Raw genomic sequence first — 16628 nt, 5'->3', positions numbered from 1 at the left:
GCTTGGGGTCGTGCGGCGGCTCTCCGGGATGATGGCGCGCTTGGGGCTGTGCGGCGGCTCTCCGGGATGCGGCTGCTCTCCGGGACCGTGCGGCGGCTCTTCCGGGGCGGCGCGGTGGCCTCAGGACGGTGCCGCGGCACTCTCCGGGATGGCGGGTTCGGAAGGCGGGTGTCACAGCGGTCGTCGGGTACGCAAACGAAACCGGGCACCGCGCCGGAACCCTGGGTTCCGGCGGTGCCCGGTTTCGTTGAGCCTGCTCGCCTTTCGGGGCCGGCCGCGTCCGTGCGGTTCGGTCCTGAGTCGGACGAGTGGATCAGCCTTGGTGGCAGATCAGGCCGACAGCGAGGCGATCTTCTTGGCGATGGCCGACTTGCGGTTGGCCGCCTGGTTCTTGTGGATGACGCCCTTGCTGACAGCCTTGTCGAGCTGACGCGAGGCGTCACGCAGCAGAGCGGTGGCCGTCTCGGTGTTACCCGAGTCGCTCGCCTCGTGCAGCTTGCGGATCACGGTCTTCAGCGAAGACTTGACCGACTTGTTGCGCAGACGGGCCTTCTCGTTCTGCCGGTTGCGCTTGATCTGGGACTTGATGTTCGCCACGCGACAGCCTTGTCCTGACTAGGTTCGGAAAATGGTCTCAAGCGGTGGCGCTGTCCCGGCTGGGAGCCGGTGCAGCCGACAGTAACGTGTCACCACACGCGATGAGCCAGACTACCAGCACGGCTGCGAGCCGCCAAAACGACTCCGGGATCAAGCGGCGGAAGGGCCAAGCTGCCGAAGGGCCAAGCTGCCGAAGGGCCAAGCTGCGGAAGGGCCAAGCTGCGGAAGGGGAACGGGCGGCGGAAGAGGGACGGGCGGCGGAAGAGGGACGGGCGGCGGAGGGAGCGAGGCGGCTCACCGAGCCCAGCCACGGCGTTCGGCGAGCCAGGCCAGTGCCTGCGTGCCGCTGAACCGCTGATGCTGACGGCTGTGCGGGGAGGCGCTGCTGGGGCCGTCCGCCGCGCGCACCAGCCAGTACCCGGACAGAGCGGCCAGTGCACCGTCGACCCCGGCGTCCGGCGCGTCGCGGTCGCGGAGGGGGGTGTCGGTGTCCAGGCCGCTGGCGTACGCGCTGACCAGCAACGTGACCGTGTCGAACCAGGGTGCTCCGAGGCAGGGCCAGGTCCAGTCGCACAGCCAGGCGTGGCCGTCGGCGTCGATCAGTACGTTGTCGAGCCGCAGGTCGCCGTGTGACATCGAGGTGCCGGCGGCGAGGGTGGGGAGGGCCTGTTCGAGTGCGGCGAGTTCGGCCAGGTGGGAGGAGGCGACCGTGTCGTGCGCGGTGAACGGCATCGGCTCGCGGCCGGCGGCGATCTGTGACCACCATGACATCTCGGTGCGCAGGATCTCCGGGAGCGCCGGCAGGCCGACGGCGAGCAGGGCGGGTGAGGGCTCGGCCAGGGCTGCGGCGGCTGCGGACCAGCTGGTCAGCGTGGCGTTCAGGTCGTCGGCGGACCAGGGCAGGGTGGGGATCCGGCCGTCGACGGCTTCCAGGCACAGGACGAACCACCCGGCCTCCGTCATCGTCCAGCGTGGCCGGGCGGCGGTCACTCCGGGCGGGAGGGCGGCGGTGATCGCAGCCTCCCTCGCGTACCAATGTGATGTTGGATCTCGCAGTGGCGCGGCCTTGACGAAAACCTCGACCCCCGCCTGGCTGGTGATCTTCGCGGCGAAGGCGCGGGTGAAGCCGCCGCCTGCGCTGCGCGCGGCGATGATCGGCCCACCGAGGCGCAGGCTTATCGCATTTCGCACGCTTTTCGGCAGATCAGACCAATTCGGGCGTACGGCTGTCGCGTCATACGGTACGTCGGGCAACGAGATCGGCCGCATGTCCCCATCCTGTCGCCGGCGGAAATGTCGTACCCCACTGGGAGGATCGCATCCATGAGAACCGACGATTTCTGGGCGGTCATCGACCGTGCCACCGCGGATCGGCCCGCCTCGCCCGCCGAGGTCGCCGAGCGGGCCGTCGCCGATCTGGCCGCGCGCGATCCCGAGGAGATCGTCGCCTGGGCGAGCCACCTCGACAAGGTGCTCGCCGCGTCCGGCACCGAGGATCTGTGGGCGGCGGCCTACCTGATTCACGGTGGCTGCTCGGAGGAGGGCTTCGACAACTTCCGCGGCTGGCTCATCGCGCACGGCCGCAACGCGGTCGCCAGCGCGGTGCGCTCACCCGACGTGCTGGCGAACGTGGCAGCGATCAAAGCGGCCGCCGAGGCCGACGCGATCTTCGAGGCGGAGGAGGTGCTGACCATCGCCGACCGGGCCCATGAGAAAGCCACCGGCGAGCCGCTGCCGGAGAGACCGGACCGTCCGCGGAGCCGGCCGGAGGTGGCCGATCTCTGGGACTTCGACAACGAGGACGAGATGCGCCGTCGGCTGCCGAGGCTGTCCGCGCTGTTCCTGGAGCCGCCGGACTAGGGGCTGGCCGTATTGCGGGCTGGTCGTGTCGCGGGCTGGTCGTGTCGCGGGCTGGTCGTGTCGCGGGCTGGCCGCATTGCGGGAAATGGCGTCGTGGGCGGGTGCGGTGGGGGGACAGACTCGGCGGCATGAGTGCTGAGCAGGGGACGGTTGCCGCGGTCAGTTGTAACGACGAGTACACGTTCACCAAGCCGAACCGGGACGAGATCGTGCTGGTGGCGGGTCTCGGGGTGAGCGGGGACGTGCATGCGGGGGTGCATGTGCGGCACCGTCACCGGGTGAAGCTGGATCCGGGACAGCCGAACCTGCGGCAGGTGCACCTGATCCAGGCGGAGCTGTTCGAGGAGGTGGCGGGGAAGGGGTATGCGGTTCCGCCGGGCGGGTTGGGGGAGAACGTCACCACCCGCGGGATCGATCTGCTGGGGCTGCCGCGGGGGACGATCCTGCGGTTCGGGCGGACGCGGGCAGACGGGGCGCCGGCGGACGGGGCGCCGGCGGACGGCGGGCTCGGGGGCGGTTCGCGTGGAGCGGGGGCTTCGGGGAGTGCGCCGGGGGCGGTCGCGGGTGTGCTGGCGGCGGCTCGGGCGGCGACGTTGGACGAGGCGACGGCTCGGGCGGCTGCGGCGGTTGAGGCGGCGGCGGCGCGCGATGAGGCGGCGGCGACGGCTCGGGCGGCGGCGGGCGATGAGGTGGACGGGGACGCGCGGGCGGCGGTTGTGGTGACCGGGTTGCGGAATCCGTGTGCGCAGATCAACGGGTTTCGGGCGGGGCTGCTCAAGGAGATGGTCGGGCATGACGGCGAGGGCAACGTCGTGCGCAAGGCGGGCGTGATGGCGGTGGTGCTGCGAGGTGGTGTGGTGCGGCCGGGGGATCCGGTGAGCATCGAGTTTCCGCCGGGCGAGGGTGAGCCGCTGGAACTCGTCTGACACCGGCTCGCGGGGCGGTGCGGGGTGGGGAGTGGGTGTGAGCGGGGCGGTGCGGGGTGGGGAGTGGGTGTGAGCGGGGCGGTGCGGGGTGGGGAGCGGGTGTGAGCGGAGGTGGGTCGGTGGACGTGGGACGATAGGAGGCGCCGACTTGGTTGTCGGCGGGGTCGGCCTGGGTCGGCTCGGTGAGATCGCCTGCGAAGACCAGCCTTGAGAAGAACGGAAGACCGTGCCTGGACCGCTCGACCCCGGCGTGAATGTGATCGGATCGACCGATCCCAGCCGTATCCGCAACTTCTGCATCATCGCGCACATCGACCACGGCAAGTCGACGCTGGCCGACCGGATGTTGCAGATCACCGGGGTGGTCGACCCGCGCCAGATGCGCGCGCAGTACCTCGACCGGATGGACATCGAACGCGAGCGCGGCATCACGATCAAGTCGCAGGCCGTGCGCATGCCGTGGACGGTTCGGGAGGGCGACAGGCAGGGCGAATCAGTCGTCCTCAACATGATCGACACCCCGGGGCACGTCGACTTCACCTACGAGGTGTCGCGGAGCCTGGCCGCCTGTGAGGGCGCGGTCCTGCTGGTCGACGCCGCGCAGGGTATCGAGGCGCAGACTCTCGCCAACCTGTACCTGGCGATGGAGAACGACCTCCACATCATCCCGGTGCTCAACAAGATCGACCTGCCCGCGGCGCAGCCGGAGAAGTACGCCGAGGAGCTCGCGAAGCTGATCGGGTGTGAGCCGAGCGACGTGCTCCGGGTCTCCGGCAAGACCGGTGTCGGTGTCGATCACCTGCTGGACGAGATCGTCCGGCAGTTCGTGGCGCCGGTGGGTGACGCCGACGCGCCGGCACGGGCCATGATCTTCGACTCGGTCTATGACGTGTATCGCGGTGTCGTCACGTACGTCCGGGTGATCGACGGGCGGATCGAGGCGCGCGACCGGATCAAGATGATGTCCACCGGCGCGGTGCACGAGCTGTTGGAGATCGGTGTCGTCTCGCCCGAGATGGAGAAGGCGGGGGCGCTCGGCGTCGGTGAGGTCGGTTACCTGATCACCGGTGTGAAGGACGTCCGCCAGTCGAAGGTCGGCGACACCGTCACCGGCAACAACCGGCCGGCCAAGGAGGCTCTCGGGGGCTACAAGGACCCGAAGCCGATGGTCTACTCCGGCCTATACCCGATCGACGGCTCGGACTACCCGGCGCTGCGTGACGCGCTCGACAAGTTGAAGCTCAACGACGCGGCGCTCACCTACGAGCCGGAGACGTCGGCGGCGCTCGGTTTCGGGTTCCGGGTCGGCTACCTCGGCCTGCTGCACCTGGAGATCATCGGTGAGCGGCTCGAGCGTGAGTTCAACCTCGACCTGATCTCCACCGCGCCGAACGTGGTCTACCAGGTGATCACCGAGGACGCGAAGGAGTCCACGGTGACCAACCCGAGCGAGTTCCCCAACGGCAAGATCGCCGAGATCCACGAGCCGGTCGTGCGGGCCACCGTGCTGGTGCCCAACGAGTACGTGGGCGCCGTCATGGAGCTGTGCCAGAGCCGCCGCGGCAGCCTGCTCGGCATGGAGTACCTGTCAGCCGAACGGGTGGAACTGCGGTACACGCTGCCGCTCGCCGAGATCATCTTCGACTTCTTCGACCAGTTGAAGAGCAAGACCAAGGGGTACGCGTCGCTCGACTACGAGCCCTCCGGCGAGCAGGTGGCCGACCTGGTGAAGGTGGACATCCTGCTGCACGGCGAGCCAGTCGACGCGTTCAGCGCGATCGTGCACAAGGACAAGGCGTACGGGTACGGCACTACGATCGCCGCCAAGCTGCAGAAACTCATCCCGCGGCAGCAGTTCGAGGTGCCGATCCAGGCGGCCATCGGCAGCCGGATCATCGCCCGCGAGACGATCCGCGCGATCCGCAAGGACGTGCTCGCCAAGTGCTACGGCGGTGACATCAGCCGTAAGCGCAAGCTGCTCGAGAAGCAGAAGGAAGGCAAGAAGCGGATGAAGATGGTCGGCCGCGTCGAGGTGCCCCAGGAGGCCTTCATCGCAGCGCTGTCCACGACCGAGGCGGCCGATCCCAAGGGCGGCAAGAAGTAGGGGTGCGGTAGCGGTTCCGGGACAAAAAACAGGGCGGTTTGAGGTTCGGGGACGTCGGGAACTCAGGGGCTCGACGGACGCAACCACAATGCTTCACCCCCCGAGGAGGAAAAGATGGAATTCACCCTCACCGGAATCATCGTCGCCCTGATCGTCGGTCTGGTCATCGGCGCGCTCGGCCGGCTGGTGGTACCTGGCCGGCAGAACATCCCGATCTGGCTGACCATGGTCGTCGGTGTTGTCGCCGCCCTGCTGGGCACCGTGATCGCCCGTGCCGCGGGCGTCGCTGACACCGCCGGTTTCGACTGGATCGAGTTCTTCTTCCAGGTCGTTCTCGCCGCGATCGGTGTGGCCCTGGTGGCCGGTGTCGGCGGTCGCCGCCGCCTGACCCGGTAATCACCGACCGGGAACGCAAAACCAAAACACAGACGACGAACGCCGGACTCCGCAAAGGGTCCGGCGTTTGTCGTCGGGTCATTCTCAGTACCGGAATTTGTGTCGTGCGCTGCGCCGATTGACCTGTGCCGGCAGGTCGCCGGTGGATTCCTGCAGCGGCGCCCGCTCATAGGGGTCCCGGCGGTCGGTGATGTCCCGCAGCGTCACGACCAGTCCCTGCACGAGACGGTCGTCACGCAGATCCCGGTACGTCAACTCGACGAGCACCTGGGACAGGTCCGGCCGTTGCAGCCCGCAGTGCACGATGCCGTCACCCTGGGCGCCGAGCGTCCTGCGTACCCTCGCTCGGTCGTCCGGATGGACCAGATCGTCGAGTGCCGTGAGCGGCGGCAGCTCGCCCCCGCCCAGCAGGCGCCGCAGCGCCGGGCTGGCGTAACGGATGCGCTGGTCGGAGTCGATGACCGCCATGGCCTCGGCGGTGTTCGGGATGACCGTGCGCAGGTAGTGGTCGCTGTCACGGCGGCCGATCGCCTCGACCAGGGTGATCCGGTCCAGGGCGAGGGCGGCCTCGCCGGCCAGCACCTCCAGGGCGTCCCGGCCGGCGACCAGGGCGTCCCGGCGGCCGGTGAGGATCAGCGCACCGCCGCTGGGCCGGGCCACCGCGAGGGGCTCCAGCCGCAGCGGGCAGATCAGTGTCCGCTCGTCGCCGCTGCTCTCCGGCGCCCACCAGCTGCGCGACTCCGAGCCCGCCGGTCCCGGCGGAAGGCCCTCCGGCTCCAGCTGGCCGTCATCAGTGGCCAGGACCACCCGGCTGATCGCGTTCGGCGGGAGCAGCCGCTCGACCGCGGCGCGCACCGCGGCGTCCACGGCGGGCGGGTCGGCGGCCGCCACCAGAGCGGTGTTGGCCTTGCGCAGGCCGTGCTCGCGTTCGAGTGCCTGGCTGTGCGCGTGGATCGCGTCCGCGAGCCGGGTGATGATCAGCAGCATGGTGATCGCCGTGATGACCGCGATCACCACCCCGTCGCGGATCGTCCCGTTGAGCGCCTCGATCAGCAGCACCGCAGGCGGGGTCACCGCGGCCGCGCCGAGCATCACGTTCCACCGGAACCGCCACGCGCTGGGTTTCGGCGTGCGCGGCTCGGTGAGCCGGGCCATCGACGGGTGCAGGGCGGCCAGTCCCCAGGCGACGTAGAGCACCGCGTACGCCGACTCGGTGACGCGGTTGGGCCACAGCGGGAACGCGATGTCGCCGGCCAGCACACCGACCGCGCCGGTGAGCAGCAGCCACGCCGAGACGTTGCGGCGGTCGGCGGCGACCAGGCGGCCCGCGACGCCGATCAGCAGGAGCCCGCCGATCACGTCGGCGGCGTTGACCGCGCCGAGCTGGCCACCCGTGCCGATCACGAAGACCCAGATCACCAGCAGCGTGGTGCACGCGATCGCCAGCATGTCGATCAGCCGGGCCCGGTCGACGAGCAGCGCGCCGCCGCGGGTGAACTGGAGCAGGCTCAGCACGACGAGGCCGAACATGGCCAGATAGCAGGCGTCGGCGTAGCCCATGCGGTCGTACTCGTAGAAGATGTCGCCGACGGCCAGCGCGGCGATGGCACCGGCGAGCAGCACCCAGGGTGCCTTCCGAGCGGGGTGGTATCGATGGATGCCGATGATGATGGCGTGGACGCTTCCCACCCCCAGCAGGATCCACTCGATTGCCATCAGCACGCTCTACTTAGTACCAGGGCGGTAGCGCAGTGTCCATGTCGATATATACGCAGCGCAACCCGCCTGTCCCGCTCCGAAACCTGACAGGCGGTCACCGATAGTTGCGGTGGAAAACTAACTGAAGACCTCCGCGACCACCTGGGCCGTGTTCACGCCGGTGCCGTCCGTGACGGGACGCCACTTTCCCTCCGGCGCGTGCCACTCCAGATCGCCGAAACGTACCCGTTCGAGGCCGGTGGCCGACGCGTGCGAGACCAGCCAGTGCGCGTACCGCCAGCCGATGTTCACGTTCGTCACGTCGACGGTGAGGCCGGCCGCGCGGGCCGCCGCCGCGGTGCTCGGAAGTTTCTTGCCCCAGTCGAGCTTGAGGCTGTCCAGCAGGGCGGTCGCCGCGGCAGCGCCACGGACGACCGGCTCGCCGCGGACCGTGCACTCGACGGCGCCGGTGGCCCGGCCGGTCAGCGCGGCGGCGAGGACCTTCGACTCGTCGGCCCACTTCTCGTAGGCCTCCGGGTACGCCGAGCGCTGCACCTTCTGTGCGGCGTCGGTGACCCGCATCTCCTGCCAGCCCTTGACCTTCTTGAGGGCGGCGTAGAACTTGCCGGCCGCGTATCTCGGGTCCTTGATCTCGTCGAAGGTGCCCCAGCCCTGGCTCGGCCGCTGCTGGAACAGCCCGACCGAGTCGCGGTCGCCGTCGTCGAGGTTCTCCAGCTTGGACTCCTGGAACGCGGTGGCGAGCGCGACGACCACGGCCTGCTCCGGCATCCCGCGCCGCACGCCGACCGCTGTGATCGTGGCGGCGTTCGCCATCTGCACGGCGTCGAGCGTCACCTCACCGTCCGCGACGACCGTGCACTCGGGGCCGATCCGGGGCAGCGTGAGCTTGCCCGTCACGTTGTTGACCAGCACCACGACGCCGATCACGCCGACGAGGGTGAGCAGCGTGATGATGCCCACCAGCGGCTTGACTCGCACCCAACCTCCTTCGTCCGGACGCCAAGCCTAATCAACGAGCGCTCGCGCTCAGTCGTGACTGGGCACCCAGGACGGATCGCGCTTCTCCCGCGCGGCGGCGACGCCCTCCCTGCCCTCGGCCGACTTGAAGTATCCGGCGGAGCGTTGCGCCAGATCCGACAACTCGGTGCGGATGGACTCGTTTCGCGTACGCCTGAGAAGTTGTTTTGTGCCGGAAAGCGCGAGTGGCCCGCCGCGCGTGAGTGACGCGCAGTAACCCGCCACCGCCGCATCCAGGTCTCCCTCCTCGACCGCCGCGGTGACCAGGCCGATCTCGGCCGCCCGCGTCCCGTCGAAGACGTCCCCGGTCAGGTAGAGCTCCGCGGCGGCACGCGGCGCCAGGCGCGGCAGCACGGTCGAACTGATCACCGCGGGTATGACGCCGAGCCGGACCTCGGTGAACGCGAACGTCGCCGCCCGTGTGCAGACCGCGATGTCGGCCGCCCCGATCAGGCCGAGACCGCCCGCCCGCGCGGGACCGGCGATCCGCGCGACCACCGGCTTGGGGAACTCCCAGAGCACGGCCAGGACGTCGGCGAGCATTTCGGCCGGAAGCTTGTCGCCGGGACCGGCGGCGGCGGTCTCCTTGAGATCGACGCCGGAGCTGAACACCGAGCCGGTGTGCGTGAGAACGACCACACGGGAGCCGGAGTCGGCGCTCGACGCGGCCAGGGACTCGAGGAGTTGCCGCAGGAGGGTGGTGGAGAGCGCGTTGCGATTCGACGGGCTGTCCAGTGTCATGGTGGTCACCCCGGCGGCGGTGACGGTACGGACCAGATCCATGCCGAGACCCTAACTAGGCTTGGTGGATGGCCGGCGCACTCCCCGATGGTGAACCCGTCCCGATCGACGGGTCCCTCCCCCCATCCGCTACATCCGATATAGGAGATTTCGGGGTATATATTCACGTTCCGTTCTGTGCCAGTCGGTGCGGTTACTGCGACTTCAACACGTATACGGCCAGTGAGCTGGGCGGTGGGGCGAGCCGGGAGGAGTACGCGGAGACGGTCCTGGCCGAGCTGGCACTGGCGGCGACGGTCGTCCAGCCCTCGCGGGTGGACACCGTGTTCGTCGGAGGCGGGACCCCGACCCTGCTGTCGCCTGGTGATCTCGGGCGGATCGTGGAGGGGATCGATCGCGTTTGGGGGTTGGCGCCGGGCGCTGAGGTGACAACCGAAGCAAACCCGGAATCTGTGGATTTGTCGTATTTGCGGGGTCTGAAGGCCGCCGGCTTCACGCGGATCTCGCTCGGCATGCAGAGTGCCTCGGAGAACGTGCTCAGAGTGCTGGACCGCAAACACACGGCCGGTCGAGCTCCGCAGGCGGCACTCGAAGCCCGCGAGGCCGGATTCGAGCACGTCAATCTCGACCTGATCTACGGGACGCCGGGCGAGACCGCCGATGATTTCGCCCGGTCACTCGACGCGGTGATCGCGGCCGGCGTCGACCATGTGAGCGCCTACGCGCTGATCGTCGAGGACGGGACCCGGATGGCGACCCGGATGCGCCGGGGTGAGTTGCCCTATCCCTCCGACGACGTAGCCGCCGACCGCTATCTGGCCGCCGAGGAAGCGCTGACGAGCGCGGGCTTCGAGTGGTACGAAGTATCCAATTGGGCGAAAAAAGGCGGAAAATGTAGGCATAACGAGCTTTACTGGACGGGTGCGGACTGGTGGGGTCTCGGGCCGGGCGCGCACTCGCACGTCGGCGGGGTGCGCTGGTGGAACGTCAAACATCCGACCGCGTACGCGAAACGCCTCAACGCCGGTGAATCCCCCGGGCACGGTCGTGAGCTGCTGACCGCCGAGGACCGGCACCTGGAGGACGTGATGCTGCGGGTCCGGCTCCGCGACGGCATCCCGCTGACCAGGGTCGATGCTGCCGGTGCGGCCCGCGCGCGGGACGGCGGGCTGCTGGATCCGGTCGCCTATGCGCAAGGGCGACTGGTGCTGACCCTTCGCGGGCGGCTGCTGGCCGACGCGGTGATCCGGGATGTGACGGGATAACCGTACTTTCGATCATCGCGTTGCACCGCAGCGCGACGTAGACTGGCACTCTATTAGCGGGAGTGCCAGCAGGGGGAGGGGTCATATGAGTCTGGATGACCGCAAGCTCGAGGTGCTCCGGGCGATCGTCGAGGACTACGTCGAGACGCGCGAGCCGGTCGGCAGCAAATCTCTCGTCGAGCGTCACCAGCTCGGCGTCTCCCCGGCCACGGTGCGCAACGACATGGCGGTCCTCGAGGAGGAGGGCTACATCCGGCAGCCGCACACCAGCGCCGGCCGGGTGCCCACCGACGCCGGCTACCGGCTCTTCGTCGACCGGCTCACCCGGATCAAGCCGCTCAGCCCGGCCGAGCGCCGCGCCATCGAGCGCTTCATGATCGGCGTGGTCGACCTCGACGATGTGGTGCATCGCACGGTCCGGCTCCTCGCCCAGCTGACCCGCCAGGTCGCCGTCGTGCAATATCCGAGTCTTTCCCGCTCCGCTGTTCGCCATCTGGAACTCGTGCCGATCTCCACGACCCGCCTGACGCTCGTGATGATCACCGACACCGGCCGGGTCGAGCAGCGCCTCGTGGAGATGCCCGCGCCGGTCCAGCCTGACGACGTGTGGGAGCTGCGCCGCCGCTGCAACGAGAAACTCGCAGGTCAGAAGCTCGTCGACGCGCCACCGCTGGTGCAGAATCTGGTCGAGGAGTGCGCGCCGGAGCGCCGCGGTGACATGGCCTGCCTGGCCTCGGTGCTGCTCGAAACCCTCGTCGAACGCAGCGAGGAACGTCTCGCTCTGGCCGGTACGGCCAACTTGACACGCGGCGGTGTGCTGGACTTCCAGGGCACGCTACGCCCCGTCCTCGAAGCCCTCGAGGAAGAGGTCATCCTGCTCAAACTCATCGGCGACCTGGAGCCGAGCACCACCCGGGTCCGGATCGGCGACGAGAACCAGATCGACAACCTGCCGGTGTCCGTGGTCAGCAGCGGTTACGGGCCGGGTGCGACGATCGTTGGTGGGCTCGGTGTCCTGGGCCCCACCCGCATGGACTACCCGGGCACCATCGCTACTGTTCGCGCAGTCGCGCGGTACGTTGGCGACCTGTTGGCACAGAATTGACGGATTCGCGCAGACATTGAGGACTCCAAACCCCGTGGCCAAGGACTACTACGGAATTCTCGGCGTGACCCGAGAAGCCACCGACGACGAGATCAAGCGCGCCTACCGCAAACTGGCTCGGCAGTACCACCCGGACGTCAACCCCGATCCGGAGGCGCACGAGAAGTTCAAAGAGATCAACGCGGCGTACGAGGTCCTCTCCGACGACCAGAAGCGGCAGATCGTCGACCTGGGCGGTGACCCCCTCGCGCCGGGTGGAGGCGCGCCCGGTCCCGGTGGCGCCGGCCCGTTCGTCGGCTTCCAGGACATCATGGACGCGTTCTTCGGCACCGCGGCCGGCGGCGGCTCGCGCGGCCCGCGCCCGCGCACCCGTCCCGGCGCCGACGCCATCCTGCGTCTCGAGCTCGACCTGGTCGAGACCGCCTTCGGCGTCGAGGCGCCGATCACCGTCGACACCGCGGTCCTGTGCACCCAGTGCTCCGGGGCCGGCACCGCGCCCGGCACCCACCTGGCCACCTGCGAGGTCTGCGCCGGCCGCGGCGAGGTCCAGTCGGTCCAGCGCACCTTCCTCGGCCAGGTCGTCTCGTCGCGCCCCTGCCAGAACTGCCAGGGCCACGGCACGGTCATCCCGAACCCCTGCCCCACCTGCGCCGGCGACGGCCGCATCCGCACCCGCCGCTCACTGACCGTGAAGATTCCGGCGGGCGTCGAGGACGGCATGCGCATCCGCCTGGCACAGCAGGGCGAGGTCGGTCCCGGCGGCGGCACCGCTGGCGACCTCTACGTCGAGATCCACGAACGGCCCCACGACGTCTACTCCCGCAAGGGCGACGACCTCCACTGCCGGGTCACCCTCCCGATGACGGCGGCGGCCCTCGGCACCCGGATGACCATCAAGACCCTCGACGGCGAGGAGAACATCGAGGTCAAGCCCGGCACGCAGCCCGCCAGCACGCTGCGCATCCGCGGCAAGGGCGTCCCGCACCTGCGGGGCCAGGGCCGCGGCGAACTCTTCGTCCACCTCGACGTCAAGACACCCACGAAACTCACCGCCGATCAGGAACGCATGCTGCGCGATTTCGCCAAGACCCGCGGCGAGGACGTGGCGGAGCTGAGCAAGCAGGGCGGCTTCTTCAGCCGGATGCGAGACGCTTTCAACGGCCACTGAGCGGGTCCCACCGCAGCGTCTCCTCGACCGCCGCTTCGGCCGGCCCCGCTTCGGCCGGCCCCGCTTCGGCCGGCCCCGCTTCGGCCGGCCCCGCTTTGCGGGATCAAGATCAAGAGCTTGATGTCGTAGCGGGGTGGGGGGTACAGGACGTCGCTCACGCCGAGGGCCGGGCGGCGGCGAGCTGGCCGCTACGCGTCCAGAGCGCTCACCACCACCCGGCGACGTGCGTGAGTGGTTGCGCTCCCTCGGTCGGCGTGTGGTGCGGTATCCCCATGCTCTGCGGCGGCGGGGGCTCCTTCGGTTGGTGTGTGGGCGCTGGATCCCCATGCTCTGAGTCGGCCTGTAGCGTCTCGGGGATGTCGGCGCCGCTGTTTCTGGTTGAGAGCCTGCCCGTCGGATCGTCGTTCACGCTGGACGGGCCCGAGGGGCATCACGCCGCCGACGTGCAGCGGCTGCGGGTGGGGGAGACGCTGATCCTGGCCGACGGGCGTGGCGCTACCGCCCGGGGCGAGGTGACGGCGGTCCAGCGCGGGCGTGTGGATTTGATGGTTCTGAGCATCGCCGAGGAGCCCGCGCCTGACCCGCGGCTGGTCGTGGTGCAGGGCATCGCCAAGGGCGACCGGGGCGAGCTGGCTGTTCAGGCGATGACCGAGGTGGGCGTCGACGAGATCGTGCCGTGGGCGGCGTCGCGGTCGGTGGCGCAGTGGCGTGCGGAACGCGGGTTCAAGGCTCGCGACAGGTGGGCGGCCACCGCCCGCGAGGCCGCCAAACAGGCTCGCCGCTGCTGGCTGCCCGTGGTGAGGGGCGACCCGGACACGTCGACGAAGCAGGTCACCGCCCGTCTGTCGGCCGCCGCGGCCGCGTTCGTGCTGCACGAGGAGGCCACTGAGCGGCTGGCCGCCGTGCCCCTCCCCGACTCCGGCGAGATCGTCCTGGTGGTCGGCCCCGAGGGCGGCATCTCCGACACCGAACTCGAACTCTTCCGCGACGCCGGCGCCGTCCCCGTCCGCCTGGGCAGCACCGTCCTGCGCACGTCGACAGCGGGCGTAGCCGCCCTGTCAGTCCTGTCCGCACACCTCTCCCGCTGGTGAGCTGGCGCTCCCGCTGGTGACCGGCTCCCGGTGGTGAGCCGGCGCTCCCTCTGGTGACCGGCTCCCGTTGGTGGCCCGGCGAGATCTTGGAGGGTTGCGCCCGTATTCGAGCCACAACTCTCCAAGATCTCGCGGTTTGCGGCGGGACGGGAGGTGCGGGTTGCGGCGGGGCCGGAGACGCGGTTGGCGGCGTGGCCGGAGACGCGGTTGGCGGCGGGGCTGGAGACGCGGATTGTGGCGGGATGGGGGGATTACGGGAAGGCTAGGGGAGTGGTCAGGCGTGGGTCGTCGAGGGCGTGGGCGGCGGTCACGGTGTAGGTGCCGGGGACTGTCTGCCAGCCGTCGTGCCAGACCTGGAAGGAGCGCTCCGGCAGCGGGATCCGCACGGTGACGGTCTCGCCCGGTGCGGCGGTGACGGTGGTGAAGCCGGCGAGCCATCGTGACGGGCGTTCGGCGGGGGACGGGTCGGTGGAGGACAGGTAGATCTGTACGACCTCACGCCCCGTGCGCTCGCCCGTGTTCGTGAGCGTGACGACCGCCTCAGCAGGAGTCACAGCGAGTTCACCGTACGAAAAAGTGGTGTAACCCAAACCGTGACCGAACGCGAAGAGTGGGCTTGCCCCGGACCGCAACCATCCGCGATAGCCGATGAAGATCTCCTCGTCGTAGGCGAGGGTGCCGCCGGAGGGATGCACGTCGAGGACCGGGCAGTCCTCCTCGCGCCTCGGCCAGGTGGTGGGCAACCGCCCGCCCGGCTCGGCCACGCCCGTCAGCACGTCGGCCAGCGCACGGCCCGCCTCCTGCCCCGGGAACCACGTGAGCAGGACCGCCGCGGCCTCCTCGGCCCACGGCAGCAGTACCGGCGAGCCGGCGTTGACCACGACGATCGTCCGGGGGTTCGCCGCCGCCACCCGGGAGACCAACTCGTCCTGGCGGCCCGGAAGTGCCAGCGACGAGCGGTCGAAACCTTCCGACTCGACCTGCTCGGTGGTGCCGACGACGATCACCGCGACGTCAGAGCGGGCGGCGAGCTCGACCGCTTCGGCGATCAGGCCGTCCTCGTCGGGACCGGGCGGGCGGTGACCGAGCGTGGTGGAGACCGAGTGCGCCATGCCGGGGTCGAAGGTCTGGCGCAACACGACGGGTACCGGTACGCCGGCCGGCAGCGCCACCGTGAAGCGCTGTTCGCGCGGGTGCAGGAGGAGGTCGGCGCGGCCGGTGCCGGGCGGGTGCAGCGAGCCCTGGTAGAGCTTCTCGCCGCCGACGGTGAGTTCGAACGCGCCGAAGCCGGAGATCGCGAGGACGTGGTCGCCGCCGGTCGCCGGGGTGAGTTCGGTGTGCAGTTCGAGGCTGGTGACGTGGGCGACGTCCAGGCCGCCGGGCAGGTCGCCGATCCACCGGACGGTGCCCGTCTCGACGCCGAACTCGTGGCTCTCCAGGGTGAACGTGAACGGCGCCCAGTCCGGGCCCTGCGCGGGCGGGAGGAACGGGCGCGGGTCGGCGCCGACGGCGTAGGGCACGTCGACACCGAGCAGGGCGTGGCGGATCCCGTCGAGCGGTGAGATCACGTGCTGCGGGGTGACCTGCGCGCTGCCGCCCCCGAGGACGCGGGCATCGGTCGCGAGGGCCCCGATCACCGCCACCCGGGTCAGCGCGCCGGCGTCGAGCGGGAGGACCGAGTTGCGGGCCAGGACGAACGAGCGGACCGCAACCTCATGAGCGACATCCTCACCTTTTTCGTCATTTAGGGTGTTTGTCGGTTCTGCGCCGTCCAGAATCCCGACCCGAGCGGCCAGCCGTAGCACTCGCCGTACCTTTTCATCGATCAGCTCTTCCGCGACGGCGCCGGACCGGACCGCCTCGACCAGCTTCGGCCCCCACGGGTTGTCCATGGCCGGCATGGCGATGTCGAGCCCACCCACCGCCGCCGCCACCGTGTCCCGCGCCGCACGCCAGTCCGACACCACGATCCCGTCGAAGCCCCACTCCCGCTTCAGGATCTCGTCCTGGAGCCGGCCGTTGGCGGACATCGTCTCGCCGTTGACCCCGTTGTACGCGCTCATCACGCCCCAGCCACCGGCCGCGACCACCCGCTCGAACGGCGCGAGGTACACCTCTCGCAGCGCCCGCTCCGGGATCTGCACGTCCACGGTCATCCGCTCGGTCTCGAAGTCGTTCCCGACCAGATGCTTCACGGTCGTGCCCACGCCGTGCGCCTGCACACCCGTCACGAAGCCCGCCGCGATCTCCCCGGTCAGCAGCGGGTCCTCCGAGTAGCACTCGAAGTGCCGGCCGCCGAGCGGTGTCCGGTGCAGGTTCACCGTCGGGCCGAGCAGCAGGTGCACACCCTTGCGCCGGGACTCCTGGCCGAGCAGCCGTCCCGCGCGCTCGGCGAGTGCCGTGTCCCAGGTCGCGGCAAGCGCGGTGGGGCTGGGCAGCGCCACGGACGGGTCTTCGGGGGTGTAGCCGGTGCCGCGTACGCCGACCGGGCCGTCCGACATGACCAGCGACCGCAGGCCGATCCGGGGGATGGCCGGCAGTGACCAGAAGTCCTGTCCGGTCAGCAGCGACACCTTCTCCTCCACGGTCAATTTCTGGAGAAGGTGATCTAAATCAGTCATGAGAGCGCTCCCACAATC

Annotated in this window: 14 protein-coding genes; 8 read left to right on the top strand and 6 right to left on the bottom strand. The window is 69.8% G+C overall.

Going from position 1 to position 16628, the window contains the following annotated elements:
- Positions 1-330: 330 nt before the first annotated feature.
- Both rpsT and AB0M02_RS45435 read right to left on the bottom strand, forming a co-directional pair.
- Entirely contained in the window at positions 331-597 is a 267-nt protein-coding gene (rpsT, locus tag AB0M02_RS45440; protein ID WP_364238751.1) for a 30S ribosomal protein S20, read from the bottom strand.
- Between the two features lie 294 nt (positions 598-891).
- Positions 892-1866, bottom strand: a complete 975-nt coding sequence (locus AB0M02_RS45435; RefSeq protein WP_364238750.1) for a phosphotransferase — start codon at positions 1864-1866, stop codon at positions 892-894.
- A gap of 54 nt (positions 1867-1920) precedes the next feature.
- Here AB0M02_RS45435 and AB0M02_RS45430 point away from each other — a divergent pair, with 54 nt between their 5' ends.
- The 4 genes from AB0M02_RS45430 (at position 1921) to AB0M02_RS45415 (ending at position 5883) form a co-directional block, all read left to right on the top strand.
- Entirely contained in the window at positions 1921-2457 is a 537-nt protein-coding gene (locus AB0M02_RS45430) for a DUF4240 domain-containing protein (RefSeq protein ID WP_364238749.1), read from the top strand.
- Between the two features lie 128 nt (positions 2458-2585).
- On the top strand, positions 2586-3383 hold the full coding sequence (locus tag AB0M02_RS45425) for an MOSC domain-containing protein (protein ID WP_364238748.1): 798 nt from the start codon (positions 2586-2588) through the stop codon (positions 3381-3383).
- A gap of 226 nt (positions 3384-3609) precedes the next feature.
- Positions 3610-5487, top strand: a complete 1878-nt coding sequence (gene lepA / locus AB0M02_RS45420) for a translation elongation factor 4 (protein WP_364238747.1) — start codon at positions 3610-3612, stop codon at positions 5485-5487.
- A 114-nt stretch (positions 5488-5601) separates the two neighbouring features.
- Positions 5602-5883, top strand: coding sequence for a GlsB/YeaQ/YmgE family stress response membrane protein (locus tag AB0M02_RS45415; RefSeq protein ID WP_364238746.1), 282 nt, complete (start codon positions 5602-5604; stop codon positions 5881-5883).
- 84 nt (positions 5884-5967) lie between these two features.
- Here AB0M02_RS45415 and AB0M02_RS45410 read toward each other — a convergent pair whose 3' ends face one another.
- The 3 genes from AB0M02_RS45410 to AB0M02_RS45400 all read right to left on the bottom strand — a co-directional run bounded on the left by AB0M02_RS45410 (position 5968) and on the right by AB0M02_RS45400 (position 9402).
- Positions 5968-7599: a PAS domain S-box protein gene (locus AB0M02_RS45410; RefSeq protein WP_364238745.1), complete on the bottom strand. Its 1632-nt coding sequence runs from the start codon at positions 7597-7599 to the stop codon at positions 5968-5970.
- A gap of 120 nt (positions 7600-7719) precedes the next feature.
- Positions 7720-8580 carry a hypothetical protein gene (locus AB0M02_RS45405; RefSeq protein ID WP_364238744.1) on the bottom strand — a complete coding sequence of 287 codons (861 nt, stop codon included), beginning with the start codon at positions 8578-8580 and terminating at the stop codon, positions 7720-7722.
- A gap of 48 nt (positions 8581-8628) precedes the next feature.
- Complete coding sequence (locus AB0M02_RS45400) at positions 8629-9402, bottom strand: enoyl-CoA hydratase-related protein (RefSeq protein WP_364238743.1); 774 nt, start codon at positions 9400-9402, stop codon at positions 8629-8631.
- Positions 9403-9428: 26 nt separating this feature from the next.
- Between AB0M02_RS45400 and hemW the strand changes: the two genes are divergently transcribed.
- The 4 genes from hemW (at position 9429) to AB0M02_RS45380 (ending at position 13989) form a co-directional block, all read left to right on the top strand.
- A complete protein-coding gene (gene hemW / locus AB0M02_RS45395; RefSeq protein WP_364238742.1) occupies positions 9429-10625 on the top strand; it encodes a radical SAM family heme chaperone HemW in 1197 nt (398 codons plus the stop codon).
- 85 nt (positions 10626-10710) lie between these two features.
- Positions 10711-11730: a heat-inducible transcriptional repressor HrcA gene (gene hrcA / locus AB0M02_RS45390; RefSeq protein WP_364238741.1), complete on the top strand. Its 1020-nt coding sequence runs from the start codon at positions 10711-10713 to the stop codon at positions 11728-11730.
- Between the two features lie 34 nt (positions 11731-11764).
- Positions 11765-12898, top strand: a complete 1134-nt coding sequence (gene dnaJ / locus AB0M02_RS45385; RefSeq protein ID WP_364238740.1) for a molecular chaperone DnaJ — start codon at positions 11765-11767, stop codon at positions 12896-12898.
- A gap of 356 nt (positions 12899-13254) precedes the next feature.
- Complete coding sequence (locus AB0M02_RS45380; RefSeq protein ID WP_364238739.1) at positions 13255-13989, top strand: 16S rRNA (uracil(1498)-N(3))-methyltransferase; 735 nt, start codon at positions 13255-13257, stop codon at positions 13987-13989.
- Between the two features lie 251 nt (positions 13990-14240).
- Here AB0M02_RS45380 and AB0M02_RS45375 read toward each other — a convergent pair whose 3' ends face one another.
- On the bottom strand, positions 14241-16610 hold the full coding sequence (locus tag AB0M02_RS45375) for a glycoside hydrolase family 3 C-terminal domain-containing protein (protein WP_364238738.1): 2370 nt from the start codon (positions 16608-16610) through the stop codon (positions 14241-14243).
- Positions 16611-16628 lie beyond the last annotated feature (18 nt).

The sequence above is a fragment of the Actinoplanes sp. NPDC051861 genome (assembly GCF_040681145.1).
In the GTDB taxonomy this organism is placed as follows: Bacteria; Actinomycetota; Actinomycetes; order Mycobacteriales; family Micromonosporaceae; genus Actinoplanes.
The sequence above is the reverse complement of the archived record's forward strand: the minus strand, read 5'-3'. Positions and strand labels throughout refer to the sequence as shown.

Coding starts and splice junctions, on each gene's coding strand:
- AB0M02_RS45425 (WP_364238748.1), top strand. CDS start 2,586: ATGAGTGCTGAGCAGGGGACGGTTGCCGCGGTCAGTTGTAACGACGAG.
- AB0M02_RS45400 (WP_364238743.1), bottom strand. CDS start 9,402: ATGGATCTGGTCCGTACCGTCACCGCCGCCGGGGTGACCACCATGACA.
- AB0M02_RS45375 (WP_364238738.1), bottom strand. CDS start 16,610: ATGACTGATTTAGATCACCTTCTCCAGAAATTGACCGTGGAGGAGAAG.
- AB0M02_RS45410 (WP_364238745.1), bottom strand. CDS start 7,599: ATGGCAATCGAGTGGATCCTGCTGGGGGTGGGAAGCGTCCACGCCATC.
- hemW (WP_364238742.1), top strand. CDS start 9,429: ATGGCCGGCGCACTCCCCGATGGTGAACCCGTCCCGATCGACGGGTCC.
- AB0M02_RS45430 (WP_364238749.1), top strand. CDS start 1,921: ATGAGAACCGACGATTTCTGGGCGGTCATCGACCGTGCCACCGCGGAT.
- hrcA (WP_364238741.1), top strand. CDS start 10,711: ATGAGTCTGGATGACCGCAAGCTCGAGGTGCTCCGGGCGATCGTCGAG.
- AB0M02_RS45415 (WP_364238746.1), top strand. CDS start 5,602: ATGGAATTCACCCTCACCGGAATCATCGTCGCCCTGATCGTCGGTCTG.
- AB0M02_RS45380 (WP_364238739.1), top strand. CDS start 13,255: ATGTCGGCGCCGCTGTTTCTGGTTGAGAGCCTGCCCGTCGGATCGTCG.
- AB0M02_RS45435 (WP_364238750.1), bottom strand. CDS start 1,866: ATGCGGCCGATCTCGTTGCCCGACGTACCGTATGACGCGACAGCCGTA.